19 protein-coding genes and 10 pseudogenes are annotated in these 26,411 nt (G+C 42.7%); 13 read left to right on the top strand and 16 right to left on the bottom strand.

Going from position 1 to position 26,411, the window contains the following annotated elements; all coding sequences use genetic code 11:
* The first annotated feature begins 392 nt into the window (after positions 1 to 392).
* From AC0L66_RS25785 to AC0L66_RS25770, 4 genes and pseudogenes are all read left to right on the top strand, one after another.
* Positions 393 to 1,601 (top strand): annotated as a pseudogene (locus AC0L66_RS25785) (N-acetyltransferase DgcN family protein).
* Positions 1,598 to 2,734 (top strand): alanine/ornithine racemase family PLP-dependent enzyme, encoded by a 1,137-nt coding sequence (locus AC0L66_RS25780; RefSeq protein ID WP_473570058.1) that lies wholly within the window; start codon positions 1,598 to 1,600, stop codon positions 2,732 to 2,734. Before AC0L66_RS25785 ends, AC0L66_RS25780 begins: the two are co-directional and overlap by 4 nt.
* Positions 2,691 to 3,055: pseudogene (gene gspS2, locus AC0L66_RS25775) on the top strand (type II secretion system pilot lipoprotein GspS-beta). Before AC0L66_RS25780 ends, gspS2 begins: the two are co-directional and overlap by 44 nt.
* Positions 3,056 to 3,286, top strand: a complete 231-nt coding sequence (locus tag AC0L66_RS25770; RefSeq protein WP_151416982.1) for a hypothetical protein — start codon at positions 3,056 to 3,058, stop codon at positions 3,284 to 3,286.
* 164 nt (positions 3,287 to 3,450) lie between these two features.
* Here the strand turns inward: AC0L66_RS25770 and AC0L66_RS25765 are convergent.
* The 3 genes and pseudogenes from AC0L66_RS25765 to AC0L66_RS25755 form a co-directional block, all read right to left on the bottom strand.
* Positions 3,451 to 4,046: pseudogene (locus AC0L66_RS25765) on the bottom strand (tyrosine-type recombinase/integrase).
* Positions 4,047 to 4,373: 327 nt separating this feature from the next.
* Positions 4,374 to 5,108: a DUF2971 domain-containing protein gene (locus AC0L66_RS25760; RefSeq protein WP_473570056.1), complete on the bottom strand. Its 735-nt coding sequence runs from the start codon at positions 5,106 to 5,108 to the stop codon at positions 4,374 to 4,376.
* A gap of 46 nt (positions 5,109 to 5,154) precedes the next feature.
* Entirely contained in the window at positions 5,155 to 5,574 is a 420-nt protein-coding gene (locus tag AC0L66_RS25755) for a hypothetical protein (RefSeq protein ID WP_102338683.1), read from the bottom strand.
* Positions 5,575 to 5,873: 299 nt separating this feature from the next.
* On the opposite strand from AC0L66_RS25755, the gene AC0L66_RS25750 reads away from it, so the two are divergent.
* Entirely contained in the window at positions 5,874 to 6,905 is a 1,032-nt protein-coding gene (locus AC0L66_RS25750; RefSeq protein ID WP_473570054.1) for an IS110 family RNA-guided transposase, read from the top strand.
* Between the two features lie 275 nt (positions 6,906 to 7,180).
* Here AC0L66_RS25750 and AC0L66_RS25745 read toward each other — a convergent pair whose 3' ends face one another.
* Positions 7,181 to 7,741: a hypothetical protein gene (locus AC0L66_RS25745; RefSeq protein ID WP_102338682.1), complete on the bottom strand. Its 561-nt coding sequence runs from the start codon at positions 7,739 to 7,741 to the stop codon at positions 7,181 to 7,183.
* Positions 7,742 to 8,102: 361 nt separating this feature from the next.
* On the opposite strand from AC0L66_RS25745, the pseudogene AC0L66_RS25740 reads away from it, so the two are divergent.
* A pseudogene (locus AC0L66_RS25740) lies at positions 8,103 to 8,470 on the top strand (regulator).
* A 23-nt stretch (positions 8,471 to 8,493) separates the two neighbouring features.
* Here the strand turns inward: AC0L66_RS25740 and AC0L66_RS25735 are convergent.
* A complete protein-coding gene (locus tag AC0L66_RS25735) occupies positions 8,494 to 9,243 on the bottom strand; it encodes a hypothetical protein (RefSeq protein ID WP_473570052.1) in 750 nt (249 codons plus the stop codon).
* 292 nt (positions 9,244 to 9,535) lie between these two features.
* On the opposite strand from AC0L66_RS25735, the pseudogene AC0L66_RS25730 reads away from it, so the two are divergent.
* Positions 9,536 to 10,566 (top strand): annotated as a pseudogene (locus tag AC0L66_RS25730) (IS110 family RNA-guided transposase).
* A gap of 666 nt (positions 10,567 to 11,232) precedes the next feature.
* Here the strand turns inward: AC0L66_RS25730 and AC0L66_RS25725 are convergent.
* The 6 genes and pseudogenes from AC0L66_RS25725 to pyrC all read right to left on the bottom strand — a co-directional run.
* Positions 11,233 to 11,670, bottom strand: a pseudogene (locus AC0L66_RS25725) (iron-containing alcohol dehydrogenase); the annotation flags it as partial.
* A 238-nt stretch (positions 11,671 to 11,908) separates the two neighbouring features.
* Positions 11,909 to 13,228, bottom strand: a complete 1,320-nt coding sequence (locus tag AC0L66_RS25720; RefSeq protein WP_265677519.1) for a BamA/TamA family outer membrane protein — start codon at positions 13,226 to 13,228, stop codon at positions 11,909 to 11,911.
* A 304-nt stretch (positions 13,229 to 13,532) separates the two neighbouring features.
* Positions 13,533 to 14,452 (bottom strand): annotated as a pseudogene (locus AC0L66_RS25715) (M14 family metallopeptidase).
* A gap of 120 nt (positions 14,453 to 14,572) precedes the next feature.
* Positions 14,573 to 15,018, bottom strand: a pseudogene (locus tag AC0L66_RS25710) (acyl-CoA thioesterase).
* Between the two features lie 137 nt (positions 15,019 to 15,155).
* Complete coding sequence (locus AC0L66_RS25705) at positions 15,156 to 15,464, bottom strand: DUF1289 domain-containing protein (protein ID WP_473570899.1); 309 nt, start codon at positions 15,462 to 15,464, stop codon at positions 15,156 to 15,158.
* Positions 15,465 to 15,626: 162 nt separating this feature from the next.
* On the bottom strand, positions 15,627 to 16,652 hold the full coding sequence (gene pyrC / locus AC0L66_RS25700) for a dihydroorotase (protein ID WP_265677523.1): 1,026 nt from the start codon (positions 16,650 to 16,652) through the stop codon (positions 15,627 to 15,629).
* 190 nt (positions 16,653 to 16,842) lie between these two features.
* Here pyrC and AC0L66_RS25695 point away from each other — a divergent pair.
* A pseudogene (locus AC0L66_RS25695) lies at positions 16,843 to 18,667 on the top strand (MOSC N-terminal beta barrel domain-containing protein).
* A 136-nt stretch (positions 18,668 to 18,803) separates the two neighbouring features.
* On the opposite strand, the gene AC0L66_RS25690 reads toward AC0L66_RS25695, so the two are convergent.
* Together AC0L66_RS25690 and nadE are read right to left on the bottom strand one after the other, a co-directional pair.
* A complete protein-coding gene (locus AC0L66_RS25690; RefSeq protein ID WP_265677527.1) occupies positions 18,804 to 19,049 on the bottom strand; it encodes an HP1242/YdcH family protein in 246 nt (81 codons plus the stop codon).
* Between the two features lie 265 nt (positions 19,050 to 19,314).
* Positions 19,315 to 20,146: pseudogene (gene nadE, locus AC0L66_RS25685) on the bottom strand (ammonia-dependent NAD(+) synthetase).
* A 117-nt stretch (positions 20,147 to 20,263) separates the two neighbouring features.
* Between nadE and AC0L66_RS25680 the strand changes: the two are divergent.
* On the top strand, positions 20,264 to 20,776 hold the full coding sequence (locus AC0L66_RS25680; protein WP_265677529.1) for a nicotinate-nicotinamide nucleotide adenylyltransferase: 513 nt from the start codon (positions 20,264 to 20,266) through the stop codon (positions 20,774 to 20,776).
* Positions 20,777 to 20,806: 30 nt separating this feature from the next.
* Positions 20,807 to 21,301, top strand: coding sequence for a hypothetical protein (locus AC0L66_RS25675; protein WP_473570049.1), 495 nt, complete (start codon positions 20,807 to 20,809; stop codon positions 21,299 to 21,301).
* Positions 21,302 to 21,359: 58 nt separating this feature from the next.
* Here the strand turns inward: AC0L66_RS25675 and AC0L66_RS25670 are convergent, their stop codons facing one another.
* Complete coding sequence (locus AC0L66_RS25670) at positions 21,360 to 21,977, bottom strand: AraC family transcriptional regulator (protein WP_473570048.1); 618 nt, start codon at positions 21,975 to 21,977, stop codon at positions 21,360 to 21,362.
* A 200-nt stretch (positions 21,978 to 22,177) separates the two neighbouring features.
* Here AC0L66_RS25670 and AC0L66_RS25665 point away from each other — a divergent pair, with 200 nt between their 5' ends.
* Both AC0L66_RS25665 and AC0L66_RS25660 read left to right on the top strand, forming a co-directional pair.
* Positions 22,178 to 23,308 (top strand): 1-acyl-sn-glycerol-3-phosphate acyltransferase, encoded by a 1,131-nt coding sequence (locus AC0L66_RS25665; protein ID WP_265674995.1) that lies wholly within the window; start codon positions 22,178 to 22,180, stop codon positions 23,306 to 23,308.
* A 216-nt stretch (positions 23,309 to 23,524) separates the two neighbouring features.
* Positions 23,525 to 23,683, top strand: a complete 159-nt coding sequence (locus AC0L66_RS25660) for a hypothetical protein (RefSeq protein ID WP_265674994.1) — start codon at positions 23,525 to 23,527, stop codon at positions 23,681 to 23,683.
* Positions 23,684 to 23,823: 140 nt separating this feature from the next.
* Here AC0L66_RS25660 and AC0L66_RS25655 read toward each other — a convergent pair whose 3' ends face one another.
* Positions 23,824 to 25,188 carry an MATE family efflux transporter gene (locus AC0L66_RS25655; RefSeq protein WP_473570046.1) on the bottom strand — a complete coding sequence of 455 codons (1,365 nt, stop codon included), beginning with the start codon at positions 25,186 to 25,188 and terminating at the stop codon, positions 23,824 to 23,826.
* A gap of 336 nt (positions 25,189 to 25,524) precedes the next feature.
* Here AC0L66_RS25655 and AC0L66_RS25650 point away from each other — a divergent pair, with 336 nt between their 5' ends.
* Positions 25,525 to 25,926, top strand: coding sequence for a DUF4345 family protein (locus tag AC0L66_RS25650; protein ID WP_473570044.1), 402 nt, complete (start codon positions 25,525 to 25,527; stop codon positions 25,924 to 25,926).
* Positions 25,927 to 26,056: 130 nt separating this feature from the next.
* On the opposite strand, the gene AC0L66_RS25645 is transcribed toward AC0L66_RS25650, so the two are convergent.
* A complete protein-coding gene (locus AC0L66_RS25645; RefSeq protein ID WP_265674991.1) occupies positions 26,057 to 26,215 on the bottom strand; it encodes a DUF3012 domain-containing protein in 159 nt (52 codons plus the stop codon).
* Between the last annotated feature and the right edge of the window lie 196 nt (positions 26,216 to 26,411).

Genomic DNA, 26,411 nt, shown 5'->3' with positions numbered 1-26,411 from the left:
CTGTTGCGCAAACTCATAAAGGGGCACTTTCGAGTTAGAAAGTGCCACGAGTCAAAATTCAGGTCTATGAAGCCTCTGGACAGAAACGCGTTAGAACAAAAACTCTAACTCACTTAACTGATATTAGAAAAAGTATCTTGAAACCTTAAAGCTGAGAGGTTGATACGGCGACGTTGAACAATGAATCTTAGATCTCTAATCAGTCACGTTAGTATGAGTGAAGCCTGAAAGTGATAGACTTAGAAAGCGTATTAATAATAACCAACAAAAGTCTGGCGAGTGTGTTACCTTGGTTGTTATCCCTACCGCTTAGTGGGGACTTCTTTTCTTTTCCGAACTCGCATCTCGGCACTCCTTAGTTGCCCTCCTAAGCCTCACCGCAGGCTTTAATTATGTCCATTTCAACCCAAAAGTTAAGAAACATCTTCAAACTCACTAGAATTAAAAATGTAGAAATCAACAACGACGTACCCCATTCCGCACCTTGGTTACCACTTGCTCAGAAAGTAAATCCTGTCATCCCTTCGGCAATTATATATTGCGAAGGTAATTTCGGTGAAATTGATGGTAAAACCGCTAATGGGTTAGTGAGGCATTCATTAAGCTATCGTATTCTATCGGTTATTGATAGTGTATCTGTGAGCTTAGATGCTGGAGAAGTACTTGATAACAAAGCCAATGGAATACCGATCCTTGCCAATGCTGAAGAAGCTATCATTCACGCGGAAAGCATTCCCGATTACTTCATTTTTGGCATTGCGCCATCAAGTGGTTTTTTATCTGACTTAGATAAAAGCATCATTTTAAATGCCATGTCACTAGGAATGAACATCGTAAATGGCTTGCATGAATTCCTAACTGATGATCCTCTATTTTTAGAAGCTAGCTTAAAGAATAACGTTCGAATATTCGATACTCGCAAACCCAAAAGTAAAGGCGATCTGAAAACGTTTAGCGGCAAAATACACAACGTTAAATGTCCGAGAATTGCTGTAATGGGGACGGATTGCGCGCTAGGAAAACGAACAACAGCAACAATATTGGCGAATGAACTGACTAGAAAAGGCCTTAACGTCGTTCTGATTGCCACTGGTCAAACAGGTATTATGCAAGGCGCACAATACTGCGTTGCACTCGATGCTGTCCCTTCACAATTTTGTGCTTAAGTGAGTTGGAATCTGTCATTGTACAGGCCTATGAAAAAGAAAATCCGGACCTGATTATTATTGAAGGGCAAGGAGCCTTGAGTCACCCTGCGTTTTCAACCAGCGCATTTATCTTACGTGGCAGTTGTCCAGCGGGTGTGATATTGCAACATGCTCCTAAACGTTTATATCGTAGTGATTTTCCTGATTGCCCAATGCCTTCGATTGCCTCAGAAATCAATCTTATCGAAACGTTTTCTAATACCGATGTTATTGGACTAACACTGAATCATGAAGATATGTCTTTAGATGAAACACGCTGTGTGATAGACAGCTACACTACCGAATTTGGTATATCGAGTTACTGATGCATTATCACAGCCTGTCGAACATCTACTGCACATCGTAACGTCAGCCTTCCCTATGATAGCAAGAAAACTGGCCGCAAAAGGGTGAACTACCCTAGATTAGACATTGATTGTGGGAAGATTCACCATAACGCTCAGTTCCTGATTACTCAGCTCTCACTAAAAAATATATCCGTTACACCTGTAACAAAAGCCTTCCTCGGCCACCCTATCATCGCACAAGTTCTTATTGATGCTGGCGCAACAATGTTAGCCGATTCAAGAATCGAAAATCTTCAAAAGATGACTGAATCTGGCATTACTATCCCTAAAATGCTGATACGTACACCCATGCTAAGTCAAGTGGCGAGCGTAATAAAATACAGTGATATGAGTTTAAACTCTGAAGTTGAAGTGATTCAGAGGCTTTCACATGCAGCGGAACAACAAAATTGCCGTCACGGTATCATTATTATGGTTGAGCTTGGCGATCTCAGAGAAGGTGTGATGCCCCATCATATTATTGATTTTATCCGAGAAGTTATTTCTTTACCAAACATCACGATAAAAGGAATTGGTACGAATTTGGCCTGTCGGTATGGTGTCGCTCCAGATGATCAAAATATGAATATTCTTTCTGAGCTTGCCGATGGAATTGAAGCTACATTTGGGATCAGTCTAGAAATTATTTCAGGGGGTAATTCTGCTTCAGTTAACTGGGCTCTTCAGAGAACAGGCTTAACTCGAGTAAATAACCTTCGTATAGGAGAAGCAATTTTTTTAGGCTGTGAGCCTTTAGAGCACGAAAATATCAAAGGCTTACATACGAATGCGGTTTCTTTGACCGCTGAAGTGATTGAATCCAAGACTAAACCGACTTTGCCTTGGGGGAGTCGGGGGTTAAATGCTTTTGGTGAAAAAGAAAGCCTTCAAGATAGAGGGGAGGTCTCACAAGCTATTCTAGCATTAGGCCGCCAAGATGTTTGTGTCAGCGGGCTTAAGGCTCCGAATGGGATTAAGATCATGTCTTCAACCAGTGATCATCTTGTCCTTGAATCCTCACAAAAACCACTATTTGTAGGGGAAAAAGTCACATTCGGTTTAGATTACAGTGCGCTCTTATCTTCTATGTCTTCACGTTATATCCAGAAATATTTTAAGGCACCTAAAGGGAGAAGAAAGCAAGAAGGAACGCATAATGCTACGAACAGCAGTAATTATTTCCGTCAGTGTCATGCTTAACGGTTGTCAGATAAGCCCAATGAAATCTAGTGGGCTTGCCGATTATAGAGCGACGGTTATCTCAAGCCAACTGCCACAAGAGTTAGGCTCAATCACACTCGTAAATGCTCAGTCAGAGGGCAATAGTGTCACTCTTGTTTTCATAAAAAGAAAACTTTGAATATGGACCGATTAGTAGAAAAAGTCGCCGTTAGTTTTTGTGACAACATCGAAATAAGACCACTATTAGACAGCGGGATCTCTTATCGAATCATTACCTTAGGAAAAAATGATAAAGTAGAAAGCCTTAACGTCATTTCTCTAACACAGTGCCCTAATTAAATGTGTTGTACTCGAATGGATAAAAGCCAATACGAGTTGTTCAATATACTTAATGACATTATTTTATTGAAGTTTGACCGTCTTACGCCTTGGGAAAAAAACTTTATCACGGAGTTACACCATAAGGTCGTAACTAGACAACTCATTTCAATTAAACAAAAACAGCTTGCTTTAAAAATTTCAATGAAAGCCTATAGATCAAAGAAGAAAAACGCGCGTTCCAACGTTTAATTTAAGCTTGTGTATACCTAACCTGTTCAAGGTCCTCTAAACCTTGGACAGATTAGTAGTATTTGCACTTAACGTATTGAAAATAATCAAGTGTAGCGGTGAATGGGTAACAACTTTCAGCGTAATAGCAATTGAAACACCTAAGTATTTAGGTTCCTTTTCGATTAACACTCAGTACCTTCTGAAAGCAACAATGCATCTTCTAATTCAACCCCAAGATAGCGGATTGTATTATCTACCTTGGTATGACCAAGTAGTAGCTGCACCGCTCGGATATTTTTCGTTTTTGCGTAGACTAACGTCGCTTTTGTTCGCCTCATCGAGTGAGTGCCATACAAGTTAGGATCCAACCCCAGATTAGAAGCCCATCTCCTCACTAAGTATCGATAGTACGAATAGCTAATCGGTTGTTGCTTTCGCCTTTGGCTTGGAAAATAAAATTGCTGTCATGTAGCGAAGCCATCAAAATCCATTTCATTAGACTCTGTTGAGTTCTTGTCGTTATCTCAAATTGAACTTCAATATCTGTTTTGCGCTGGATATGCTTAACGCGGTTAAATATCCTATCTTGCGAAGATACATCGCAAACTCTGAGAACGAGCAAATCACTTGCTCTAAGTTTGCTACCAATAGCTAAGTTGAGCAACGCAAGCTGCATCAAATTATTTTCAATTTCTAATCTGGTTCTGATCCGCCAAATTTCCTCAAGCCGAAAAGGCTTTTTGACGCCACTTCGTTTCGTTTTGTTGAAAACTACCATGATGACCTCCTTTTTAATTTGGTCATCACGATTGTAGTTGGAAGGAAATGGACACTTTCGAGCTAGAAAGTGCCATGGGTAGAAATTCAACCAAAGAAACTCTTGGACATTTCCGAGCCAGTGACTTTGCTAAATTAGTAATTCATGAATAACTACAGGTATGGAAAGTCATTAACTTGGTGTCCAGCGTGAATGGACCAGCTCAAGGTGCAATGCCCCTCGATCATCATCGAATAATTTACTTAATGAAAGTGGCTTCGGGCTTGTTCAACACTCGGGATTAACTGTTGGCTGCACAACGCTTAATCCTTATTTGCTAAGTTTCTTTTACCGATGGACAAACTGTTCTCTATAATGGTCTATCTCCAAGCATTTTGAGCATTCTTCGCTTTCACGGTAATAGACTCTTTTGCTTCCTATGGTCATTTGCAGACGTTCAACAATGCTGTCCCCCTTACCTTTAAGCTGAACAACTTGTAAATCAGGCTTACAGCAGTTAAGAATCCCTTGCAATAGATTTACTGTTGAGGCTTGTACTTTAGGTCCGAGTATCAATTTTGTCACGGCAATCGGTACATATGTGTCCAATGTGATGCAACGGAACTCTTTCTCATATTTCCAGCTCGAATCCTTATATTTTAGAATTTCTCTAGCTTTATCTGTTGTTAATTGATTTTTAGAAACTTTCGGCTTGTTGCGATAGGAAACTTTAACAACTTCCGAAATTGGTAGCAGTTCAAACTCAATAGCACAACCACGCCCACCATCTGCATAATGTGCCCACATTAATGTGTTTGAGTCGTCTGGAGTAAAACAACATACTCGAAGCTCTTCGAGTATGTTCTTCCAAGTTTCTTCTAGGTCATCGGGGATTGTACCATCAACCTTAATGACTCCCTCCATGGGGTCATTAAGCTCACTATACTTACTTGCATACAACCTTTCTCGAAGCAATATATCCAATACGAACTCAAAATTATTTAATGATTTGTATTTGTAAAATGTATTTTTTTCACTTGAACTACCTTTGAAACCAAACTTAGCTGAGTTAAGTAGTAGCAACGCCTCCACTGAACTTAAACGCTTGTATATTTGGGGTCACGTCTATCTACAATAAGTAAGAGCTATCACAAACACGACATCGCCACTGTGTTGACACATATTGGTCATCGAGCATACCTTCTTCGATGTAAAACAAATGATAGTGTTGCTGTATTCCTTCAACGCATCGAGTACAAAATGGAGTCTTATCGAATTCAGCCCAATATAGAAAACCGTCAAAGGTCAGGTTTTGTTTTTGTTGTAACTTAGATGTTAGCTCTTCAATTTTTCGATCTTTGGCTCGAAGTTCATCTTGTAAGTCGGTGAGTTCTACTTTTACATCAGCTAGACTACTCAGCAACTCAGCTATGTGGAGCTTAAACTCCGCAGCCTCCAAAGTAGAATTACTATCTTTAATCAGCTTAGCAATGTCAGAGGCCGTTTTCACACTTGATAAAACAGCGGAAATTGTTGCTATATCAGCCATATGTCGCCCCTATCAACTAAAAAATATAACGCTTATTAGCCGACAAATTGTCGTCTTTTTCTCTTACATAAGGCACTCTTAGTCATATTACTTCAATTAGCACTCAAAGGAATACTAGGTGACAAAATGTCACCTAAAAATGGGCTCGCTAAGTTATCAACTCAATCGGATAAATTTGAGTAGAGCAATTTCAGATTAATAAGATATGAATGAGTAAAGGCCTGACATGATGTATGGAATCCACTCCCTCCTTTGCCAAGCTAGACTTAGGAGAATGAGATAAATACGAGGGTTCCAATATGTTGAGCAATAATATTATCGCTATCGACCTAGCTAAAAATGTTCTACAAGTCTGTCATATCAGTGTTCATGGTGAAATGCTTTCCAATAAACCTTTAAGCCGACAAAAAACGAAAGAGTTCCTAGCTAAAGCAAAGCCATCCATTGTTGCTATGGAAGGTTGCTGTGGTTGTCACTATTGGGGGCAATTAGCTGAACAATTTGGGCATGAAGTGAGGATCATTAACCCTAAGAAAGTAAAGGGATACCTAGAGGGTCATAAAACGGATCATAATGATGCTCTCGCGATCGCTAACGCCGCAATACAAATTGGCATTAAGTACAGCCGTCCAAAATCACTAGAACAACAATCTATGCATTCTTTAGAAACCAGCCGTAGATTCTTATCTCGCAGTGTGGTTTCCCTAGCGCTTCACATTCGAGGGACGATCTTGGGCTACGGTATAGCAAACTCTAGAGGTGAAAAAGGGTTAAAAGCTTCAGTTCAAACAGTGCTTGATGGAGGAACATCAATACCAGCCAATGTCGTATCCGTTCTGTCTATGTTGTGGGAGCAATATAAAGAATTGAAAGCAAAACTCATTGCATTCGAAAAAGAAAAAAACGCTTTAACCCGTCAGATAGAACCTTGCCAACGATTAATGGAAATTGAAGGTGTTGGTGAAACAACTGCTGCAATGCTCTATACAACTCTTGGTGATGGAAAGCAGTTCAAGAATGGAAGACAAGCTTCAGCGTTTGTTGGTCTTACACCCAAACAACACAGTTCAGGAGGCAAGGTCTTTATGATTGGGATCGATAAATGCGGTGGAGTGAAGGAGCTACGCTCCCTTCTCTATCTTGGTGCAATGCCTTACGTTGGACGACTCCCCGAAAAACCGAAGACTCAAAAGGATGCTTGGTTGAGGAGTATCATAGATCGTATCGGCTTCAAGAAGGCCTGCATTGCACTGGCTAACAAAGTGGTACGGACTGCGTGGGCAATGCTTCGGTATGAGACTGAATACAAACCAGTTTTACTCACCGATTAATCACTAATAAATTGTGAGATTTTACAAAATGATGAAGCATAAAAGGTAAGACCAACCTACTGAAAACCTGACCTTTCCGTCATGCTTTCCAAGCTGCTAACTCGATGAGGACAGTAGGTGCGCAAAACATCAAAGGCTAGAGGGTAGCTCCTTCAATAAGAAGCCGAATATACGACCGCATCTTAACTTTTATTGCAAAAATCACTTTGTAAATACGTGGATTCCATATAAGGAAAGGGGCAGACCTGCGATACAATGCTCTGCCCTGAAACTAATCACTGTGCAATCTTTACTTCGTACTTACTGTCAATTTTTCCCTCTAACCTTCCAAGCTCCTGAATTAGTTTTTTATATTCTTTTTGCTCTCGCTTTGACAGTTCGATTTCTCCATGCTGGTACGCTCGCTCTCCTCGATTCATAAACTCAAATAGTTTATTGTTCAAGTGCAAAAATCTATTAACGATAGGATCGTTTATTAGGGGCTTTCGAATATTGTTAATTTGCTGATTCTTATACTCAGTATTACTATCTGGGACAAATAAAATACTCCTACAGTTTGAAATATTTCTTCGAGGATTAAGGTCTAAGTATTCCCCATCAGATTTTAGCCAAACAGCATGAAATTCAGCTTCTATAAATACACCTACTTTTTCCCAGATTGCCCACCCAGAAATCAGTGAACCACCAAATTTATCAATTTTATTTTGGACTAATTGAAAGCATTCATTTTCGCTTTCTTGGTACTGAGGCTCGCTTACAACTTCGATTGGCAGAGACTCACCTAACGATGAACAAAATTCAACAACATGCGAATCAGACATACGTGCAACTCTCATTACCTCTCCTTTACCTAACTGATGTTTTCCCAAGCAGTTAGACAGATTACTTGCATTACGAAAAGTAAGTCAAATGACGCTTTGGTGAAGTGAGTGGTTAATCGCCTCAAAGAAGAAATGGGGCAGATCTTAGCTAGCTGGCACTTTTTATAAAAGTGCCATAAGTAAAACTTCAGGTCTATGAAGCCTCTGGACATAAATGTGTTTCAGGAATTCTAACATTAGCGATTAATGAATAACTTTTTATAAGACAAATTTGCCAATTAGTACTTCTTCGTACAGTACGCACATTGTCTGATTATATTTAATGGCGCATATATTATAAATGCAATGCAACCTCTTGTATTTAGAAGTTTTATCATTGAATTATCGCGAAATGAGTAAGAATTACATTTTTCGAGAGTTAGAGTGCCAAATGACCAAAGAAGAGGTTGCTGAACTGTGTTTTAAATCGGTGAGAACTGTCACAGGTTGGGATGAGAAGAATCCTATTCCACCCGAGTGCAAAAGGCTTATGAGAATGACAAAGGTCGGGAACTAAGCATTAGTGAAGATTGGGTACAGCTCAAAATGTTATACGACAGGATGGAGCTGCCGACTGGCCAAGTGGTGAGACCACAACAAATACTAGCAGGAATTGCGCTTTTGGGGGGTCAAGCTGAGCTAGAGATTAAGACCTCAACGTATTTACTTGGAGTTGCTAGAGCCATCGCAAGGATAAAAAAGTAATCAAAAAGGCTCTGAGAGGAGCCTTATGAAATTTCCAGTATCAGTTTCTGCTCAATTTCTTGAATGTGCTTGCCAAACTCAAAAGCAATACCGAAAAAATTAGTTTGACAGTATAGAGTAGTAGCTTGGTTTATAGTCGAATTAATTTCGTAAGGGTGTGTAGACTTAAGTATCAAGTTATCAAATTGAAGAGTACTTCCTTCATCAATAAGATGATTTAGCCTATTACACTTAAATAAAAGATCTTTCAAGTCTGAGAAAATATCTCCTTCGAACTTAAAAGAGGTCTTTAAGCTTCTAGATACTTCAGGTGAATTAGAATTGTTCAGCTCAAAAACGTAATACTTTTTCATTAGAACTTTAATTCGTTTCATTGTGAGTGAGGACTTTTGAATAAAAATACGCTCTTTTTCGTTTGGGAAGACCGGATTGTTTGCATCATTCTCTTGAGGTGCTTTCGGGTTCTTTTGATAATCTTGTAAGGCTACGCGAGCAAAAGCTTCGTGTAGATTATCGTCTAATTCGACTAACTCAACTAAGATTTCTCTTATCGTTTGTTTTTGAGTGCCAATTGTGTCCTTACGAACCCAGTAATAATAAGCTTTTCCTGCAAGCCAGAAAGCTAGAATTGTAGAGATATTTGATGCTAGAGATAACCAATTAAAAAGAGAGGTTTCGAAAAATGATCCAATTAGAGTACCAACAAGCAAAAGAGATATAACACAAAAGGCGACACTAAATTTTTCAAAAAACTTTCCATCAAGTTTAATCATCGAGTTTGTAAAGATGTTGATTTTACTCCTTTCAAAAGTTCCTGCAATAAATCGAAAGATTAAAATACTAAAGCGCTAAGAAGATCAAACGTTGATAGTTTGGACGAATTTACCCCCATGATACAACACGGGGATTCACAACTAACAGCATTAGAAGAGTGGATAACTTTTAGTAAGGCAAAACCCAATTAACAGGATATGAATGAGTATTTACTCTGACTTGATGTATGGAATCCACTCCCTCTCTGCAAATCTACACTTAGCAGAGTCACGAAAATTCGAGGGTTCCAATATGTTGACGAATAATGTTATCGCTATCGATTTAGCAAAAAATGTTCTTCAAGTGTGTCATATCAGTATTCATGGTGAAATGCTGTCTAATAGACCTCTTAGTCGGCAAAAAATGAAAGAGTTTCTTGCTAAAGCAAAGCCCTCAATTGTTGCTATGGAGGGATGTTGTGGTTGCCATTATTGGGGACAACTGGCAGAAAAGTACGGACATGAAGTGCGGACCATTAACCCAAAGAAAGTAAAAGGTTACTTAGAGGGTCATAAAACCGATCATAATGATGCACTAGCAATTGCTAATGCAGCTATCCAGATAGGAATTAAGTTCAGTCGCCCCAAGTCACTTAAACAACAATCGATGCATTCTTTAGAAACTAGCCGTAGATTCTTATCTCGTAGTGTTGTTTCCCTAGCGCTTCACATTAGAGGGACCATTTTGGGCTACGGGATAGCAAACCCTAGAGGTGAAAAAGGCTTAAAAGCGTCGGTTCAAACAGTGCTTGATGGCGATACATCAATACCCGCCAATGTCGTATCCGTTCTGTCGATGCTGTGGGAGCAATATAAAGAACTTAAAGCAAAACTCATCGCATTCGGAAAAGAGAAAAATGCTTTAACCCGTCAGATAGAACCGTGCCAACGATTAATGGACATTGAAGGTGTTGGTGAAACAACTGCTGCGATGCTCTATACAACTCTTGGTGATGGAAAGCAGTTCAAGAATGGAAGACAAGCTTCAGCGTTTGTTGGTCTTACACCTAAACAGCACAGCTCAGGTGGCAAAGTTTTTATGATTGGGAGCGATAAATGCGGTGATGTGAAGGAGCTACGCTCGCTTCTTTATCTTGGCGCAATGTCTTACGTTGGACGACTACCCGAAAACCGAAGACTCAGAAGGACGCTTGGTTGAGGAGCATCATAGATCGTATCGGCTTCAAGAAGGCCTGCATTGCACTGGCTAACAAAGTGGTACGGACTGCATGGGCGATGCTTCGGTATGAGACTGAATATAAACCAGTATTACTCACTAATTAAGCACTAACAAATTCTAAAATTTTACAAAATGATGATGCATAAAAGGTAAGACCAACCTACTGAAAACCTGACCAAAATGTGACGCTTTAAGAGGCTGATAACTCGATGAGGACAGTAGGTGCGCAAAACATCAAAGGCTAGAAGGTAGCGCCTTCAATAAGAAGCCGAATATACGACCGCATCTTAACTTTTATTGCCAAAATCACTTTGTAAATACGTGGATTCCATATAGATTTTGGGGCACAAACGTTTTAGAGTTGTAGCACTCAGGCTCTAGACCCGAACTAAAACAAATATACTATTAAGACCAAAAACCAAACAAAAGCTGAACAGAGCTAATGATGATTAGTGGTAAATAAATTCTAATCCGACTAGTTTATTTTTTAGTTTCTGAGACTAAATCATTCCTTCGAGATTGATAGGAAGTAAAATTCTGGATCAATTAGGAAGCCTTCACAGTTCAGTGGCTTTAAATTCTGCCGCTTATCCATAGAGCCACAATCAAAATCTAGCCGCCTTGATAAAGCATAAGTAAATTAGTGGGTTGACGTTCTCTGGGGGGAGGGGGAATGTTGTTATATCTTTATGGCATAGAGAGGAATTGATGAAAACAAAATGTCCAACTTTTAGCCCACCACTTTACGTCCAACTTTTTAGCCCACCGTACGTCATTTCAGATGCCGTACCCGCCGTAGTATTGATTGAAATGAGCGGCAGTTGTGGTTTCGCCGAGACGTCAACGCCCTCATAGTCTTTAATTTCACCACCATTGGTGGCCAGTAGCGCAATGCCTTTTGCACAATCATGTGGTGAGCCGCCGCCAAATGAAATGACACAGTCGCATTGGTGTTGTTTTAACAGTGCCAAACCATCATTAACGTTTTCAATGGTTGGATTGGGTTTTGTCGCGTCGTAGATCACGGCTGAAACATTGGCATTGTCTAGTAGCGTGGTGAGTTTATTCACTGCGCCGATCTTATTTAAAACGTTGTCAGTTACGACCAATGCTTTGCTAAAACCGTGCGCTTTAATAGTATTAACGGCCTCAGTAAGACAACCCGCGCCCATGAGATTAAGTGATGGAATGTAGAAAGCGTTAGACATGCTGTACCTCGTTCAATGTTTAATGACTTCAGTCACTTCTAAATAATCTTTAGAGTGGCTTTGTTTTATTCATTGCAGAGTAGCAGTAGTCGTTTTGCACAAACTAGCGCGCGTTTTACGAAAATAGTCGAGATTAAATGGGGCACATAAACTGTGAAGTGAATCGTCAGGTCAGAGTGTGGTTCAATGGGATTGATAGCCAGCTCTAGTCTGTACTATCAATCCAATGGGCCGATATTTAGAACGGATGATCAACCATGATCCAGAAGTTGGTGCTTTCAGGTGATTTCGCAAGGTCGGCTCGAACCACTAGCCCTGCCATCAATGCACGTACTGAGCCCCCGGCATCGTATTTCAGATCTGTGAGAAGTTCGTTGGCGGTATACGCGGCACCTACACGTCCTACTTCAACAAACCCAACGAGTTGTATCCAGTCGATACGCAAGAAGTTTAACCAAGAAACATCTTTAGCAGGGTTGTAAGCCAGGGTGTAGCGATATTCTGCGGTACCATAAATAACCGCTTTGTCGTGGAATCGATTGTTATCATAGCCACGCATGCGCGTGAATCCACCTAGTGTCGCCCCTTCATTGTATGGTGCACCTCCGCTGACTCTTTGTTGTCCTTGGCCGTCAGTTTCTACATTCCAAGTGGGTGACAGCCCAGTCCAAAAATTCATGGCGATAATTCGTTGGGACGCCCAATCCGATTTCCCTAATGAAAAATATTTACTTAAATCGACTTCGTTGAATGACCATTGCTGTTTTGAGTCGAACCAGCCCCAGTCGTGTGATGTAGCGACGTATTGTCGGCTACCAAAAGAAGGGTTAGGCGCAAAGTCGGTGTTATCATAAAGTATGCCAAATTCCATCGAGTGGATGGTGCCATCGCTGGTTCCTTGAGCAAATTCAAATGATTGATAGCGATTAAACTGGCGAGCGACAAAAATGGTTGAGCCACTGGTCATTGGGTTCCACTCTTTGCCACCAGAGGGCTCGGATACCAGCAGACCATTTCTTATTGAGTAGTCGACTAGGCCGTGCTCTCGATTGGCACCAATTGGCAGCACGTATTCCATTTTAATATCAAACCAATTTGATGCCCCATCTGCTTCGAAAAACTGGGTATTGGATGAACCATTACTGCCCGGTAGAGGGGAGCCAACAGGATAAGGATCAGGCCCGGTGGTGTAAGCTCTTTGTTTAGGGTAATACCCAAGCATGCCGTAGGCACTTAAAAAGACTCGTTCAGTGCCGGGAATCATATAGTTCCAGACACCACCTGCGACCGCTCGGCTGACATCACCACCAAAAACGGTGCCACCCACGGTCATTTGGTCTTGATGCCAACCTTTTACCATCCCACCGACACCAATGTTTAATCCCATGGTTTCTGTACTAAACAGGTAGGGAAGAATCATCGATTCGCGGACACGGTCTGGAGTTTCGAGTCGGTCGACACGTGATTTTACGCTGGTAGGCGTAGATGCTTGGCTCAATGGTGTAATGAGCGTACAGCTAAGCGCTGTAATGACACCTAAAATACGACGAGTTGTCATGCGGCTTCCACTTCCTTGTAATTGTTTTTGTTATTTTTAGTCTTTATGACTATAGCCTACCGTTATTTTAGGTTAGATAGAATAGCAATGGATTATTTTGCATGATTATTGGTCTTGCGTTTATAAATTGATGTGATGCGAGTGGTCGATTTGTGAATTTCAATCGAAAGCTAAGGGGTATGCTGGTGGCGACTTGTCATCGATACGAGGTATTTTTTAGGTGATTGGCTTTGCGGATGACTTGTTTTAGAACAGAGAGTGTTGGGCGCTTGGAAGAAGGGTGCCGGGCAGCACCCTCTATGAGTTAGGCGTGCTTTTGTAGGTAATGAATCGCACCTAAAATGGCTGCCACTTGCGCATCGTTACACTCTTGCTCATTTACTTTAGGGCTATCAGGGTAGACTTCGGTTGTGGTGGAGTACATACAATCGGTCATTCCAGTACAGAGGCTGAGCTTTTTCAATGGATAGTTAATGACACCGTGTTGAACAACAGCAGAGCCGATGATTTTGCCGTCGTTATCTGGCGGGGCGATGTGTGTCACTTTTTCAACTGACTTAATAATAGCAGTCTGGAATGCTTCAGCTGGGTTTTCCGTATTACCGACAAGGTAGAAACCGTCGGGGACACTGTCCTCAAAATAATCTAGGCCGTCACGAGCTGCAAGAGCAGGTCTAAATTCACTCTCATCGGAGTCGGTTGTTTCATGCAGGTCGATGTGTGCAAGAATTGGCACACCCAGTTGTTCAACCAGTGCCATAACATTCGCTGACTCTTCTGCTGGCGAGTTAGCATAGAATGAACGGTTTGGATCTACAGCGTTTGGGTTCCAGCGGTTGATGGTTTCGTATCCCCAAGGACTGACACAAGGGACGATGACGATATTAAATTCATCTTCAAAGTCTTGAGCATTATCTTTAGCAAACTGCAATGCTCCATGCACACCGGATGTTTCGTATCCGTGTACACCACCCGTCACTAAAATCGTCGGCTTGTCTGCGCACCATGATTTTGTTTTTAAGGCAAAAAGGGAAAGCGCTCAGTGTCGTACGATAACGCACCATACTGCTCGACATCTAAGGTGGCTCTTAGCGCCTCTATTTTTGGAAGTACATCGTGTTGATACGTGCGTTTAACAGACGTGGTTTCACGCCACTGTTGGACATCTTGCTTTGTCCATTTTTGACCGGGAATACCAATAGGGTATTGGACATTGTTGTGCATCTTGCTGCTCTCTTATTATGTCTTTTCGTTAGGATAACGACGAGTTATAAGAACAGCAAGCGCAGTAAGGTGAGGATTGCGTAAGTAACCGTGTTTTGGAGTCTTTTAGTGAGCGCGCACTTAGACGGTGGTTACTCCGTGAGGGTAGGTTTCTTCAATCGCTTGCATGAGTTTGTCTGAAATATTCGCTTTTTTATTGGTGACAAAATCAAACATTACAATAGTCGCAGTGCTTAGTGGTGGTCACTTTGTTCATTTTCTTACTCACAATTTGGTATTCCATGGTGAAGCGATCGGCTTCAAGGTGAGTAATTCGCGATCCAATGAGCAACGTATCAGGGTAAGTGACGGGTAATTTGTAACGACAATATGTGTCGCCTAATACCGTATCCCACTTTCGTGATCGCCATGTCTTCCATCAGATTGATATGGCTGAAGTACTCTAATCGAGCTGTCTCAAAATAGCGGAAATATACGGCATTATTGACGTGGTTTAACGCATCCATTTCTCCCCAAGCGACCGATATTTCAGTGATGACCGGGTAGTCTTTTAATAACTCTTCCATTGTTACCATACCTTATAGAGTGGATTATTTACTCTAATTGTTATTTAACAAAGTTGCAACAACAGAAAAGACCAAACAGTGTACTCAATATGGGGGCTGCCTAGCTAGCGGGAGCATGAGGTATTGTGGCAGACCTGCTACTTAATGGGTAAGGCCGACAAGCACTGGCGACATAAGCAGAGTGTAGAAGTGGGCAGTGACGAAGTGTCACGTTTGTCAATCTCAAAACACCAACAGCTGTCTTTGCCAGCAGAGATTTCACAATAGGCGGGCTCACCACATTGCTCACACTTGTGGGTGGCTTGCTCTCCCGAAATCTGAGTCATCTTCTGTTGGCGATCATCGTTGGAGAGATGACGCCAATCGGAAAGCTCATTCATGGTTCGATGACAGCCACTGCAGATCCCACCATTATTTTTACAGGCTGCACGGCAAGGGGTTTGGATTGCTACTTGTTCGGTCATTGAATGTTACCTTCTTCGGTGATCCATGGCGCTGGTTGTGGCGTCTCAGGATATTGCGTTTTAACTTAGTATGTCGGAAAACCTTGCGGCTGAAATAGAAACGCCCCGAAGATAGGGGCGTTATCAGGCACTGATGCTGAGTGCTTATTTTACTTTCCAGACAATTTGTTCATTTGCGCGAATCGGTACCACAATATCGCGACCAAATGGCATGGTTGCTGGCACATCCCATGGTGCTTTTTCTAGCGTGATGGTATCTGTGTTGCGTGGCAGATTGTAAAAATCTGGGCCATTGTGGCTAGCAAACGCTTCAAGGTTTTCTAGTTTACCTTCTTGCTCAAACACTTCAGTGTAAAGCTCGACAGCCGCGTGCGCGGTATAAGAACCAGCACAACCACATGCTGCTTCTTTCATGCCTTTAGCATGCGGCGCAGAGTCCGTGCCTAGGAAAAATTTCTTGCTACCACTCGTAGCGGCCTCAACAAGCGCTTGCTGGTGTGATCCACGCTTTAAAATTGGTAAGCAATAAAAGTGTGGTTTGATGCCGCCAACCAGCATGTGGTTACGGTTGTATAGAAGGTGGTGCGCCGTAATCGTTGCTGCGACATTGTCGTTGGCGTTTTTCACAAAGTTAGCGGCGTCTGCAGTCGTGATATGCTCAAGGACGATTTTCAAGTTTGGGAAGTCATTAACAACAGGCGCTAAAACAGTTTCAAGGAACTCTTTTTCACGATCAAAGATGTCGATGTCATGTGTCGTGACTTCACCGTGAACCAAAAGCAACATGCCCACTTCTTCCATTGCTTCCAATGTAGAGTAGACATTTTTCGCCGACGTTACGCCAGAATCAGAGTTCGTGGTTGCACCTGCAGGGTAGAGCTTAGCAGCGACGACGCCAGCAGCTTTAGCTTTACGAATTTCTTCAGGAGAAGTGTTGTCAGTGAGGTAGAGTGCCATGAGCGGTTCAAACTGCTCTGATGGCTGCTCGGCCATGATACGAGCTTTATAGGCAAGCGCCATCTCGGTATCGGTGACAGGTGGGATGGTATTTGGCATGATCAGTGCGCGGCCATTGTAGCGGCTAATGTCGCGAACGGTATCTTTCAGTACTTCGCCATCGCGAAGGTGAACGTGCCAGTCATCAGGACGAGTAATAGTCAATGTAGTCATTTCGGCTCCCACCAAGGTTAAATTGTGCTTGAAACGGAGCCTAAATCGCAGCGAAAAATGTGAATGCAAACGCTTACGTTTAGGCGACAGGATGATAGTGGAATTTGAGTAAGATTTCACTAAGTTTCTGGGACTGCGCCAGAAAAGGCGATAAGATTGCCATAAAAGATAATGATGAAAGGAAGAAATCGTGACTGAAACTGCTCAACTGTCTCAAATTAATATTTACCCTGCCAAGTCGGTTGGAGGGATTGCTTTGTCATCGTCTTGGGTTGAATTACAAGGCCTCTCGTTTGACCGTCGTTTTATGGTGGCGTTAGCCGATGGTAATATGGTGACGGCAAGAAAACATCCGAACATGGTCAAGGTTTCTTCGAGCATTATCCCCTCTGGAATGGTATTCACGTATCCAGGGCAACCGCCACTTAAGCTCGAGTATACGCAGTTTAAAATGCAAGAAGCCCCTGCGCAGGTGTGGAACGACAAGTTTACCGCGTACACCACCACTGATAACGCGGATGATTGGTTTAGTCAGGTGCTTGGACAGCGAGTGGAGCTGCTTTATACCGACGAGCAATCCAACCGTCTTCGTGAAAAGATTGGTCACAATGTTAGCTTTGCTGACGGCTATCCCTTACTGGTGATTAGTACGGGTTCCTTAGCGGCGTTAAATGCGCGTAGCTCGGAAGAACACAGCATGGATCAGTTTCGCACTAACCTTGTGGTTCAGTCTGACGAAGCGTTCATTGAAGACGCTTGGAAGCGCATCAAAATTGGCGAAGTTGAATTTGAAGCGGTTAAACCGTGTGAGCGTTGCGTATTAACAACCGTTGATGTCGAGAAAGGAGAGTTCAGGGCCAGCAAGGAGCCGTTGACGACGTTCTCTCGCTTTAGAGCCAACGAACGTGGTGGCGTGTTCTTTGGTCAGAACTTAGTGGCGAAAAACGAAGGGATGATTCACGTCGATGACGTCATTGAAGTGCTGGAATACAAAGATAAAGAGGCCTACCCCGATCTTGATGCCAATAAACAGACATTTGTTTGCGTAGAAAGAGAGCATATTGCCAAGAATTTTGAGACGTTTTGGCTAGAGCCGCAGCAGGGTGAGTTACCCAAATATAAAGCGGGGCAACATCTGCCTATCGAACTTATTATTAACGGCACAATGGTTAAACGTTTATATACTTTGTCGTCATCTCCCAGCCGACCGGGACGATTGGCTATATCGGTGAAGCGCTTAGACAGTGGTGAAGTATCGAACTGGCTCTTTGACCACTTTCAAGTGGGTGATACTTTGCTTGCCGATACCCCCAACGGTGACTTTCATCTAAAAAGCGATGAGCATCAGCCATTATTATTGTTGTCTGCCGAGCAGTGGGGTCACGCCGATGATGTCTATGCTAAGAGATCTTAGTGATAGAGCGCGAATCGACGACGTCGTTTTTTATCATCAATGTTCAACTCCCGAGGATATTCCTTTTAAGAAAGAGCTAGCAGAGTTGGTGAATAAGCACCCCAGTTTAAAGGTTGATGTTGCGCTGACACAACCAGGTCGAGACTGGGAAGGGCAGACAGGTCGCTTGAGCCTTGCTCACTTAGCGTCAATTGCCGATATCGCCACACGCCAAGTCTTTGTGTGTGGACCAGACGGTTTTATGCAGTCTGCCAAAACCTTACTCATGTCGTTGGGGTTGCCTGCGACAAGCTATCACCAAGAAGCATTCGGTGTGAGCAGCGCGACGGCTGAGCCTGAAAAGTCCGTGACTATTTCATATGATGGCGATGAGTTTGTCGGTAGCAACCAGCAAAATTTATTAGAACAAGCGGAAGATGTAGGTATCAATATTGCGTACTCTTGCCGGGCTGGGTTTTGCGGTGCCTGTAAGGTAAAAGTAGAGAGCGGTTTGGTGCATCAACCAGACGTACCAGCGATCCAAGATAGTGAAATAGCGGAAGGGAAAGTACTGGCATGTTGCGCGATACCGCAAACAGATGTTGTCCTGTCTAGCTGCTAATGTACATGAATACCTTGTTAGGTCATGGGGCTTGAACATTAAAAAAGGGAAGTGTGATACTTCCCTTTACTACGCCAGTCTTAAACCATCTTCTATGAAGTTGATTATTACGTAATTCTACCCATCATTTGTCAGTCTACTTTTCTAGTTCGACCAAATGTTTGTGCAGCACATCTTTTAAAACGGCTCGTTCATGTTTCAGTTGGTGCATCGCGGCGTCGTCGATAGGCGCCCCATTAAGTTCTAGTACTCGAATTTCCTTATCTAACGCATCGTATTTTTTTGTTGTAGAAGCGAAAGACTCATCGCTTTTCATCAGCTCGAGGATGGTACTTTGAAAATCTGGAAATTCTTTTAGAAGAGAATGGTTTTCACCTAACATAGTTACCCCTTGTGTGTTGATCAATTAAGGCTCAAAACAATCGCTAATGCGCGTTATTTATCGTCAGTATGACAAGGTGCACGTTAGCTTACTTTAACCATGGCACAAGAATACGGTTACGCAATATCTCAAGGTGAAGGAAGGTAAATTTGTTGAGCTAAATCACGATGAAAATCGATCTATTGTGTGGAAGTAGAGAAGTTAAGCCAATGAGAGGCTCTGCATTGGCTTAACAAGATAAGGAGAATGTGATTGATGACCGTGACTAGTCGTAAATCGTTGGAATAGGCTCACGCTTATGTTGTGTCGCTTTATAGATGGCAACAAGACGATCAGACACAGATTGGTCAACCGCTTTACCTTCTAAGAAATCATCAATCTGGTCGTAAGATAGATTAAGAGCATCTTCGTCTGCTTTTTGTGGAGCAAGCTCTTCTAAGTCTGCGGTAGGTACTTTTTTAACAAGTAGCTCTGGTGCACCTAAGCAGGCGGCAACTTCGCGAACTTGGCGCTTGTTCAATCCAAATAGAGGAGCCATATCACAGGCGCCATCACCAAACTTCGTATAAAAACCAGTAATATTTTCTGCGGAGTGATCGGTGCCTAGCACGAGTGCACCTACATAGCTAAGCGATCTCATATTGAGCCACCATACGAGCACGCGCTTTTACGTTACCTTTCACGAAATCGATTTTAGCTTTGTCTGTTGGTAATAACCCCGTACCTTCAAGCGCGATGTGGGATGCCGCGTGCAACCCATCAACGCCTGCTTTGATGTTTACTGATACCGAATGTGTCGGCTCAATAAACGATAGAGCCAGTTGGGCTTCATCTTCATCTTGCTGATCACCGTAAGGAAGGCGTACGGCAATGAATTGATAGTCCGAAGACCCCGCGTGGTCATTTAACTCATTGACCGCGAGCTGGGCCAATCGCCCACATGTGGTTGAATCAACACCACCGCTGATTCCTAATACAAGTGCTTTGCAGCCTGAACTGAGTAACTTGGATTTAATAAACTCAACGCGGCGCTCTACTTCGAATTGTGGGTCGATAGAGGGTAGCACACGCATTTCATCCCGAATAAGTTGTTCCATTAGCGTTCCTTTTCCTGCAAGCAAGTTGAATTCTTTCTATGATACCTACGAAAAGTCATGAAAAAAAGTTACAGTAACCGAGAAAATACCGAAGATAGTGAAACAAGCAGGACATTCATGACAAAGATTGCAATATTTGGTAGTGCATTCAATCCACCTAGCCTAGGCCATTTGAGTGTAATTCAATCACTCGCTCATTTTGACAAGGTACTCTTAGTTCCCAGTATTTCGCATGCATGGGGTAAGACTATGCTTGATTATGCCAAGCGTTGTGAGTTGGTCGACTTGTTTATTGCCGACATGAAGCAAGCCAATGTGGTGCGCTCTAGCATTGAAGAGTCTTTGGTTGAACCCAACGCATCAGTCACCACCTATGCCGTTCTCAATGCCATTCAAGATCAATACCCAGCTGCTGAACTAACGTTTGTATTGGGCCCGGATAACTTCTTCAATTTTAGTCGCTTTTATAAAGCACAAGAGATTGTAGAGCGTTGGTCTGTACTCGCTTGTCCAGAGCGCGTAAAGGTGCGTTCGACACAAATTAGAGAGCATTTGCAACAGGGCTTGAACGTAGATCACTTAACCACAAAATCTGTTGCTAAACATTTATCGATAAGTCCGCTATATTAAAAGGGATAATAAAAAGGATTTTAATAAAAAATGAAAGCAGCATTATGCAGTATTGCTTTGTTGGTAGTGGTGAGTGCGCCAGATGCGCGCGCCTTTTGTGAAGACGAAAAACCGCACTCTGTCGTGTTTAAAGCGACGGCGGAAGAGTCGTTCTGTACTTTAATTACTAAGCCATTTAGCTACATAGGTACTCAAGTTGTGACACTGGGGGGACTGCTGGAACCTGCAAGTCCATTGGATGCGCTGCAAGACTCTTATTGGGATGAATGGTTGTTAAACCAAGAATCCGAGCTAGTTCTCACCGGACGTTATGAAAGCAGTTTTGTCGGCATAGGACTTTGGGCGCCAGCCGACATCGCGAGAAAAAAAGATGAAATGTCGATGCAAGAGTGGCTGATGTCACAAGGGCTGCATTTTGGCGTGGGCTTTGGTGAGAAAGGCAAAGAGCCCCGTTTACGGTTAGATTACCGTTGGCATGAAGACTACCAGGGCGACATGATGATGCAGGTTGAAGTACCGTTTTAACCTAAGCAGAGTAGAGTATTAATATTGTCATTAGAAAGCGAGCATTGTGCTCGCTTTTTTAGATAGGTTCACCGAGTAATGAATGGTACAGCTGGGCAAACTGCGCTTCGTTGTTCGCAAATAGAGTGGCACAAATCTTGTCGGACTTGATGCCAGATAGTTTCATCTTCCTGGCTTCTCGCACTCGCAGTATCAGCGCTAACTCACCAGTAAGTTGAGTTGAACCTGCCGTCCATCGAGATACTTGTTGGCTCTCTAGCGATTGACTCAATTTGGGGTGCACTCGAAGTAAATCATGCTTGAGAACCGTGAGTAAGTCTATGTGCAACGCACTTCTCGTTTCGTTTTGAGTAAGCTCCGTTTGAAGTCTATCGATGACTGCAGTCATTAATGGAGTGAGTGACACTTGTCCCGCTTGGCTCGGGAATGCGTCTAATAATCGAATAGACAGTTTGATGTTGCTCACGTGACAGCCCGGCAATATCGTCAAACTCGACAAACAGTCAAACGGTAGCCAAAAAGCCTCCCCAGCATTGTACACGTATTCATTTTTACCAAGCTTCAGTAGCACTTTACCGCTTTCAATACGATACAGCTGATTATGAAGCGTTTTTTTGCGCGGGGTAATCGTTAAAAACTCGTAATGAGTGGATTGGAACTCGATAGCGTGGTTCATGATTGACTTAATTTGGCTAAACTGCCCATAGATTAACGTGACTTTTTAGCAAAGCCAACCTTAGATCACGCTTTTACATGAATGAAAATGAACATTACACGAAAATAGTGGTCTGACCTTAACAGAAATAGACTTAAGATAGCTGCGGTCTTTAGAGTCTCAGCGTAGAATAGTGCAGCTTTTAATTTGATGTAGCCATAATGACTAACAATACAGACCCATATATTGAGATTCGTCCGTACAACGACGAAGAGATCCCTGCTGCGCTCGATCGCTTGATCAATGACGCGGAATTCATCGACGCCATCCTACACCACCGTTTTTCTAATCATGCCCCTTGGTTTAAGGCATTGATGAGTCCTATTCTTAAAGTGTACTTAAAGTTTAAGTGGGCGAAATTTGATAGCGTCGAAGCGATTCAGATGGAGGTGAAAAAATACCTCACGAAAACCTTGAAGGCGACCACCGATGGCGTCACGTTCAAAGGCTTGGATAAACTAGATAAAAATACCGCTTATCTGTTTGTGTCTAACCACCGTGATATTGCGATGGATCCGGCTCTAGTGAACTATGGTTTGCATCAAAGTAAACACAGAACAGTGCGTATAGCTATTGGTGATAATCTGCTTAAGAAGCCATGTGCCACTGAACTTATGCGCTTAAATAAGAGCTTTATTGTTAAGCGCTCAGTGAAAGGGCCGCGTGAGATGATGAAGGCACTCGGAACGCTATCGTCATACATTAAACATTCTTTAGATACCGAGAACTCAATCTGGATCGCACAAAAGGAAGGTCGAGCTAAAGACGGCAATGACTTTACTGATCCAGCAATCCTTAAAATGTTCCATGTTGAAGGGCGTAAACAGAAAACGCCGTTTGCTGAATACATTCGCTCGCTACGAATTGTACCAGTGTCCATTTCTTATGAGAATGATCCGTGTGATACCGCGAAGGCCAATGAGCTGTTCGAGAAAGCAGAGCATGGCAGCTACGAAAAAGGTGAGTTTGAAGATATTGAAAGCATTGTTCAGGGCATTATTGGACGCAAAGGTCGCATTCAGGTTGTATTTGGCGATGTCATTGACCAAAACTTTGAGACGCCAGATGCATTAGCGGCTGAGATTGACCGTCAAATTCATGAAAACTACACCCTGTTCCCAATCAACATGTTGGCGGCTGGATGTGATGATGAGTCGATCACTCATAAAACGCGAGAGACGCTACAAAATAAATTGGATGCATTGCCAGAAGGTGCTCACGCTTACCTGATGGATAGCTACGCAAATCCGGTAAAAAATGTGATTAAAGAACGTGAAACTCAGTCTGCTTAAGACACTCTAAACCCAATGAGACAACGAACCGCTCTTAATGAGCGGTTTTTTTATGACTAATTTTCATGTCACCAAAAGGCTTATTAAGACAGAACTGCTGATATGCCTGAGTTGGCACTTTATTTTACGGTTTTCTTGCAAAATTGTTTGACGTGAATCACACTTTGAGTAGAATTCGCTTCAGCTGCAATACTACTACCGACGTAAGGGGATCTTATGAACTCAGCACTTCTTTCTATGCTTAATACCGACAAGGCGCAAGCGAAAGCGTCAAAATCATCAACCTCAACAAAAGCAGACATCGCGACAATCGCTTTAATGTATTTGGCGACGACCGCTGTGATCGCACTTCTTACGACGATTTGGGTTCAATAACCTTAGATACTAGAGCCTTAGCTACTAAAACCTTAGATACTAAAACTTTAAATAGTAGATATTAACATCATAATACTTCGTTCAGCCAAGCCAAGCGGCGCATTGGAAGCGGCAGGCTTTGGATGGACGGTGACGCCCTGTTATCCTTTCTGTTCCGTTAGGTTATTTGCCCATTTGTTACCAAATACTCGCCACGCCGCAGGAAAGACTTTCAACATCTCTTCGGACACCATCATCAAAAGTACAATGGTGAATGGCCAATCAAATATAATCGCACCAAGCGCTGTCATCGGCACCGCCCACAACCACTGACAGACAAAATCCATATTCATACAGAATTTGCTATCGCCACCGCTACGAAGTACGCCAACAATCAGCGTAATATTAATTGTGCGCATTAGAATACTGAGTGCGATGACTGGGAAGCTAAGGGTCATTAGCGTAATCACGTCTGCGGATAATGCGCCATAAAGCGATAAGATGACCGTTTGCATGACGAATAATGTTAGTCCCAATATTGTACCAAGAGCGATAGCACAAAGTAGTGCCCATCTTGCGTACAAACGAGTAACCTCAAATAGGTTTGCACCCAAAGCGTTACCGATCATGATCGCGACTGCGCTAGCGAGACCATGAGCAGCCGATAATCCAAGAGATTCTAGTGGGGTGATGACCGCCATCGTCGCGAGCTCGGTTTCTCCCATCCGTCCCAAGATCAGGTGGAAAGTAAAGATACCTGCACACCAGATGAAGGTCCCGATGACGATGGGGTAGGTGATACGCGTAAAAGCAGCAACAAGTTCACGCTTTAGTGCCAATGTGAAATGGAGACGGTTCAAAATTAGTATTGGGTAGCGAACATAGATAGTGATCAATGCAATGGTCAAACGAATTCCTCTCGCCATCACAGTACCAATGCCTGCCCCTAGTAGTCCGAGCTGAGGAGCACCAAAGTGACCAAATATCAGCACATAGTTGAAAATGATATTTAGCCCAATCTCGACGATGGAAAAATACAGGTTAATTTTAGTCTGCCCGATGGAACGCAACGCGGTGTCAACCGATAGGGCGATACCGGAAAATAGCAATGTAATTCCAAGCAGTTGTACGTACTGTTGGGATAGTAATAGCGTCGCTTCAGAGGGATTAAAGAGGCTCGGCAGCAAACTGGGAAAAAAGAAGCAAACGACGAAGCAGCTAAAGGCGAAGAATTGCGCCACAATCGTACCGAGTGCAAAGTTGGTTTTAAATCCGTCGTTGTCTTCAGCGCCCCAATACTGCGCCAGTAAAATCCCCATCCCAGAGCTGAGCCCCCAGAGAAAAACAATAGAAACCCAAAAGATTCGAGCGCCGATCCCTGCAGCGGCCACTTCTTCTGTGCCAAGTTGGCTAATCATAAGGGTGTCAATGAACCCCAAACTACTAAAGAGTAAGCTTTGCAGCGCAATAGGAAGCCCAAGCACCGCTACTCTTTTGATAAAGGTCTGAAATGTAGGTTGTTTCATTGACTGTCCTTACCTGATAGCTGACTGTCCGTAAATAATACTAAGTGACTACGGTAACGGGTTTATCTAGTGAGCTCAATTTATTGCTGAGATAAGGTTTTGAACTGAATCGCATTTTATTATGTACTGATGACACCGAAATGATTTTGACTACGTCTTAACATGACAGTGGGTAATGCACTGATCTTAGTCTGTGCAGGCGTAATGACTCTTTGCTCCATCAATGAGTGTAGTGTGTTTTTGTTGGGAAAAGACAGCAGTCTCGCTATTTCGAGCTATCGGATTATAGGATCTGCATTACGCTTAGTGATGAGCATGTAATTAATGGGCGATGTTATGTTTCAAGCAAAACTAATGGTTTGGTTTACTATCATTGTATTTGTCATTTTTGGCGGACTATTTGTTGCTTCACCGAGCGTGATGTTTGAAAGGGTGACGGATGCTGAGATTACGTCGGCTTCCGGCAGGATTGACATCAGTGCAATGTATGGGGGCTTGTCGATTGCGATTGGGGTGATATTGGCAAAGCTGGTATTAAATCATGATACGTTAAGAATGGCAGTGCTTGCTGCAACGTGGGTAGCTGGACTCATGGCGATCACACGAGGGCTGGCTATCGTAGTGGTGCAAAATCCTAATGAGACGATGTGGCTGTATTTTTCTACAGAGGTCGTTTTTACGATTTGGGGCATATTGATTTTGCGGAAGCTGCGCTCACGACGATTCTATTTTAAGTAATGTGTCTCTCGCAACAGAAAACAGTGATGAATACCGTATATGGCCTATGCGTGTGCTTTATATTCTTTAACAGAACTCAGACGATGTAGACTTTACGGAATGCCGCCTGAATTCTATGAGAGGGGCGGGACTATTTGAAAATGCAGTGCTTTGCGTAATCACTTGCTTCATTTGCAGTCCAGTCACCTTTTGGTTTTTCTTTCATGTCCTGACACCAAGCTTCACTTCCAACTTCCGTACAAGCCATCAGAGAGGAGGCAATGAATAATATAAGTGCGATTTTTTTCATGGTTACTTTCCTTGTGCGTAATCTAATGGCGCCATTTTATCGAAATAATCGCAATATTGTCACAGAAATTTGCGATTATCATTTACCCACAATACAGAATTATTGCTTATTTTTTACGTGGGATTGAGTCAACAATCAAACGGCTCGCGTCACATTCTGCATGTCATCAGTCGTCTGGACACGAATGATTGATAGT

This window comes from Vibrio sp. GJ43-1 (assembly GCF_055808835.1).
This window is presented reverse-complemented; position numbering and strand designations above follow the sequence as displayed.

Excerpts from the sequence above, each read along its gene's own strand:
- AC0L66_RS25675 (WP_473570049.1), top strand. The coding sequence starts at position 20,807 with ATGAAAGCAGCATTATGCAGTATTGCTTTGTTGGTAGTGGTGAGTGCG.
- pyrC (WP_265677523.1), bottom strand. The coding sequence starts at position 16,652 with ATGACTACATTGACTATTACTCGTCCTGATGACTGGCACGTTCACCTT.
- AC0L66_RS25650 (WP_473570044.1), top strand. The coding sequence starts at position 25,525 with ATGTTTCAAGCAAAACTAATGGTTTGGTTTACTATCATTGTATTTGTC.
- AC0L66_RS25655 (WP_473570046.1), bottom strand. The coding sequence starts at position 25,188 with ATGAAACAACCTACATTTCAGACCTTTATCAAAAGAGTAGCGGTGCTT.
- AC0L66_RS25735 (WP_473570052.1), bottom strand. The coding sequence starts at position 9,243 with ATGATTAAACTTGATGGAAAGTTTTTTGAAAAATTTAGTGTCGCCTTT.
- AC0L66_RS25660 (WP_265674994.1), top strand. The coding sequence starts at position 23,525 with ATGAACTCAGCACTTCTTTCTATGCTTAATACCGACAAGGCGCAAGCG.
- AC0L66_RS25680 (WP_265677529.1), top strand. The coding sequence starts at position 20,264 with ATGACAAAGATTGCAATATTTGGTAGTGCATTCAATCCACCTAGCCTA.
- AC0L66_RS25720 (WP_265677519.1), bottom strand. The coding sequence starts at position 13,228 with ATGACAACTCGTCGTATTTTAGGTGTCATTACAGCGCTTAGCTGTACG.
- AC0L66_RS25745 (WP_102338682.1), bottom strand. The coding sequence starts at position 7,741 with ATGAGAGTTGCACGTATGTCTGATTCGCATGTTGTTGAATTTTGTTCA.
- AC0L66_RS25755 (WP_102338683.1), bottom strand. The coding sequence starts at position 5,574 with ATGGCTGATATAGCAACAATTTCCGCTGTTTTATCAAGTGTGAAAACG.
- AC0L66_RS25665 (WP_265674995.1), top strand. The coding sequence starts at position 22,178 with ATGACTAACAATACAGACCCATATATTGAGATTCGTCCGTACAACGAC.
- AC0L66_RS25690 (WP_265677527.1), bottom strand. The coding sequence starts at position 19,049 with ATGTTAGGTGAAAACCATTCTCTTCTAAAAGAATTTCCAGATTTTCAA.
- AC0L66_RS25770 (WP_151416982.1), top strand. The coding sequence starts at position 3,056 with ATGTGTTGTACTCGAATGGATAAAAGCCAATACGAGTTGTTCAATATA.
- AC0L66_RS25670 (WP_473570048.1), bottom strand. The coding sequence starts at position 21,977 with ATGAACCACGCTATCGAGTTCCAATCCACTCATTACGAGTTTTTAACG.
- AC0L66_RS25645 (WP_265674991.1), bottom strand. The coding sequence starts at position 26,215 with ATGAAAAAAATCGCACTTATATTATTCATTGCCTCCTCTCTGATGGCT.
- AC0L66_RS25750 (WP_473570054.1), top strand. The coding sequence starts at position 5,874 with ATGTTGAGCAATAATATTATCGCTATCGACCTAGCTAAAAATGTTCTA.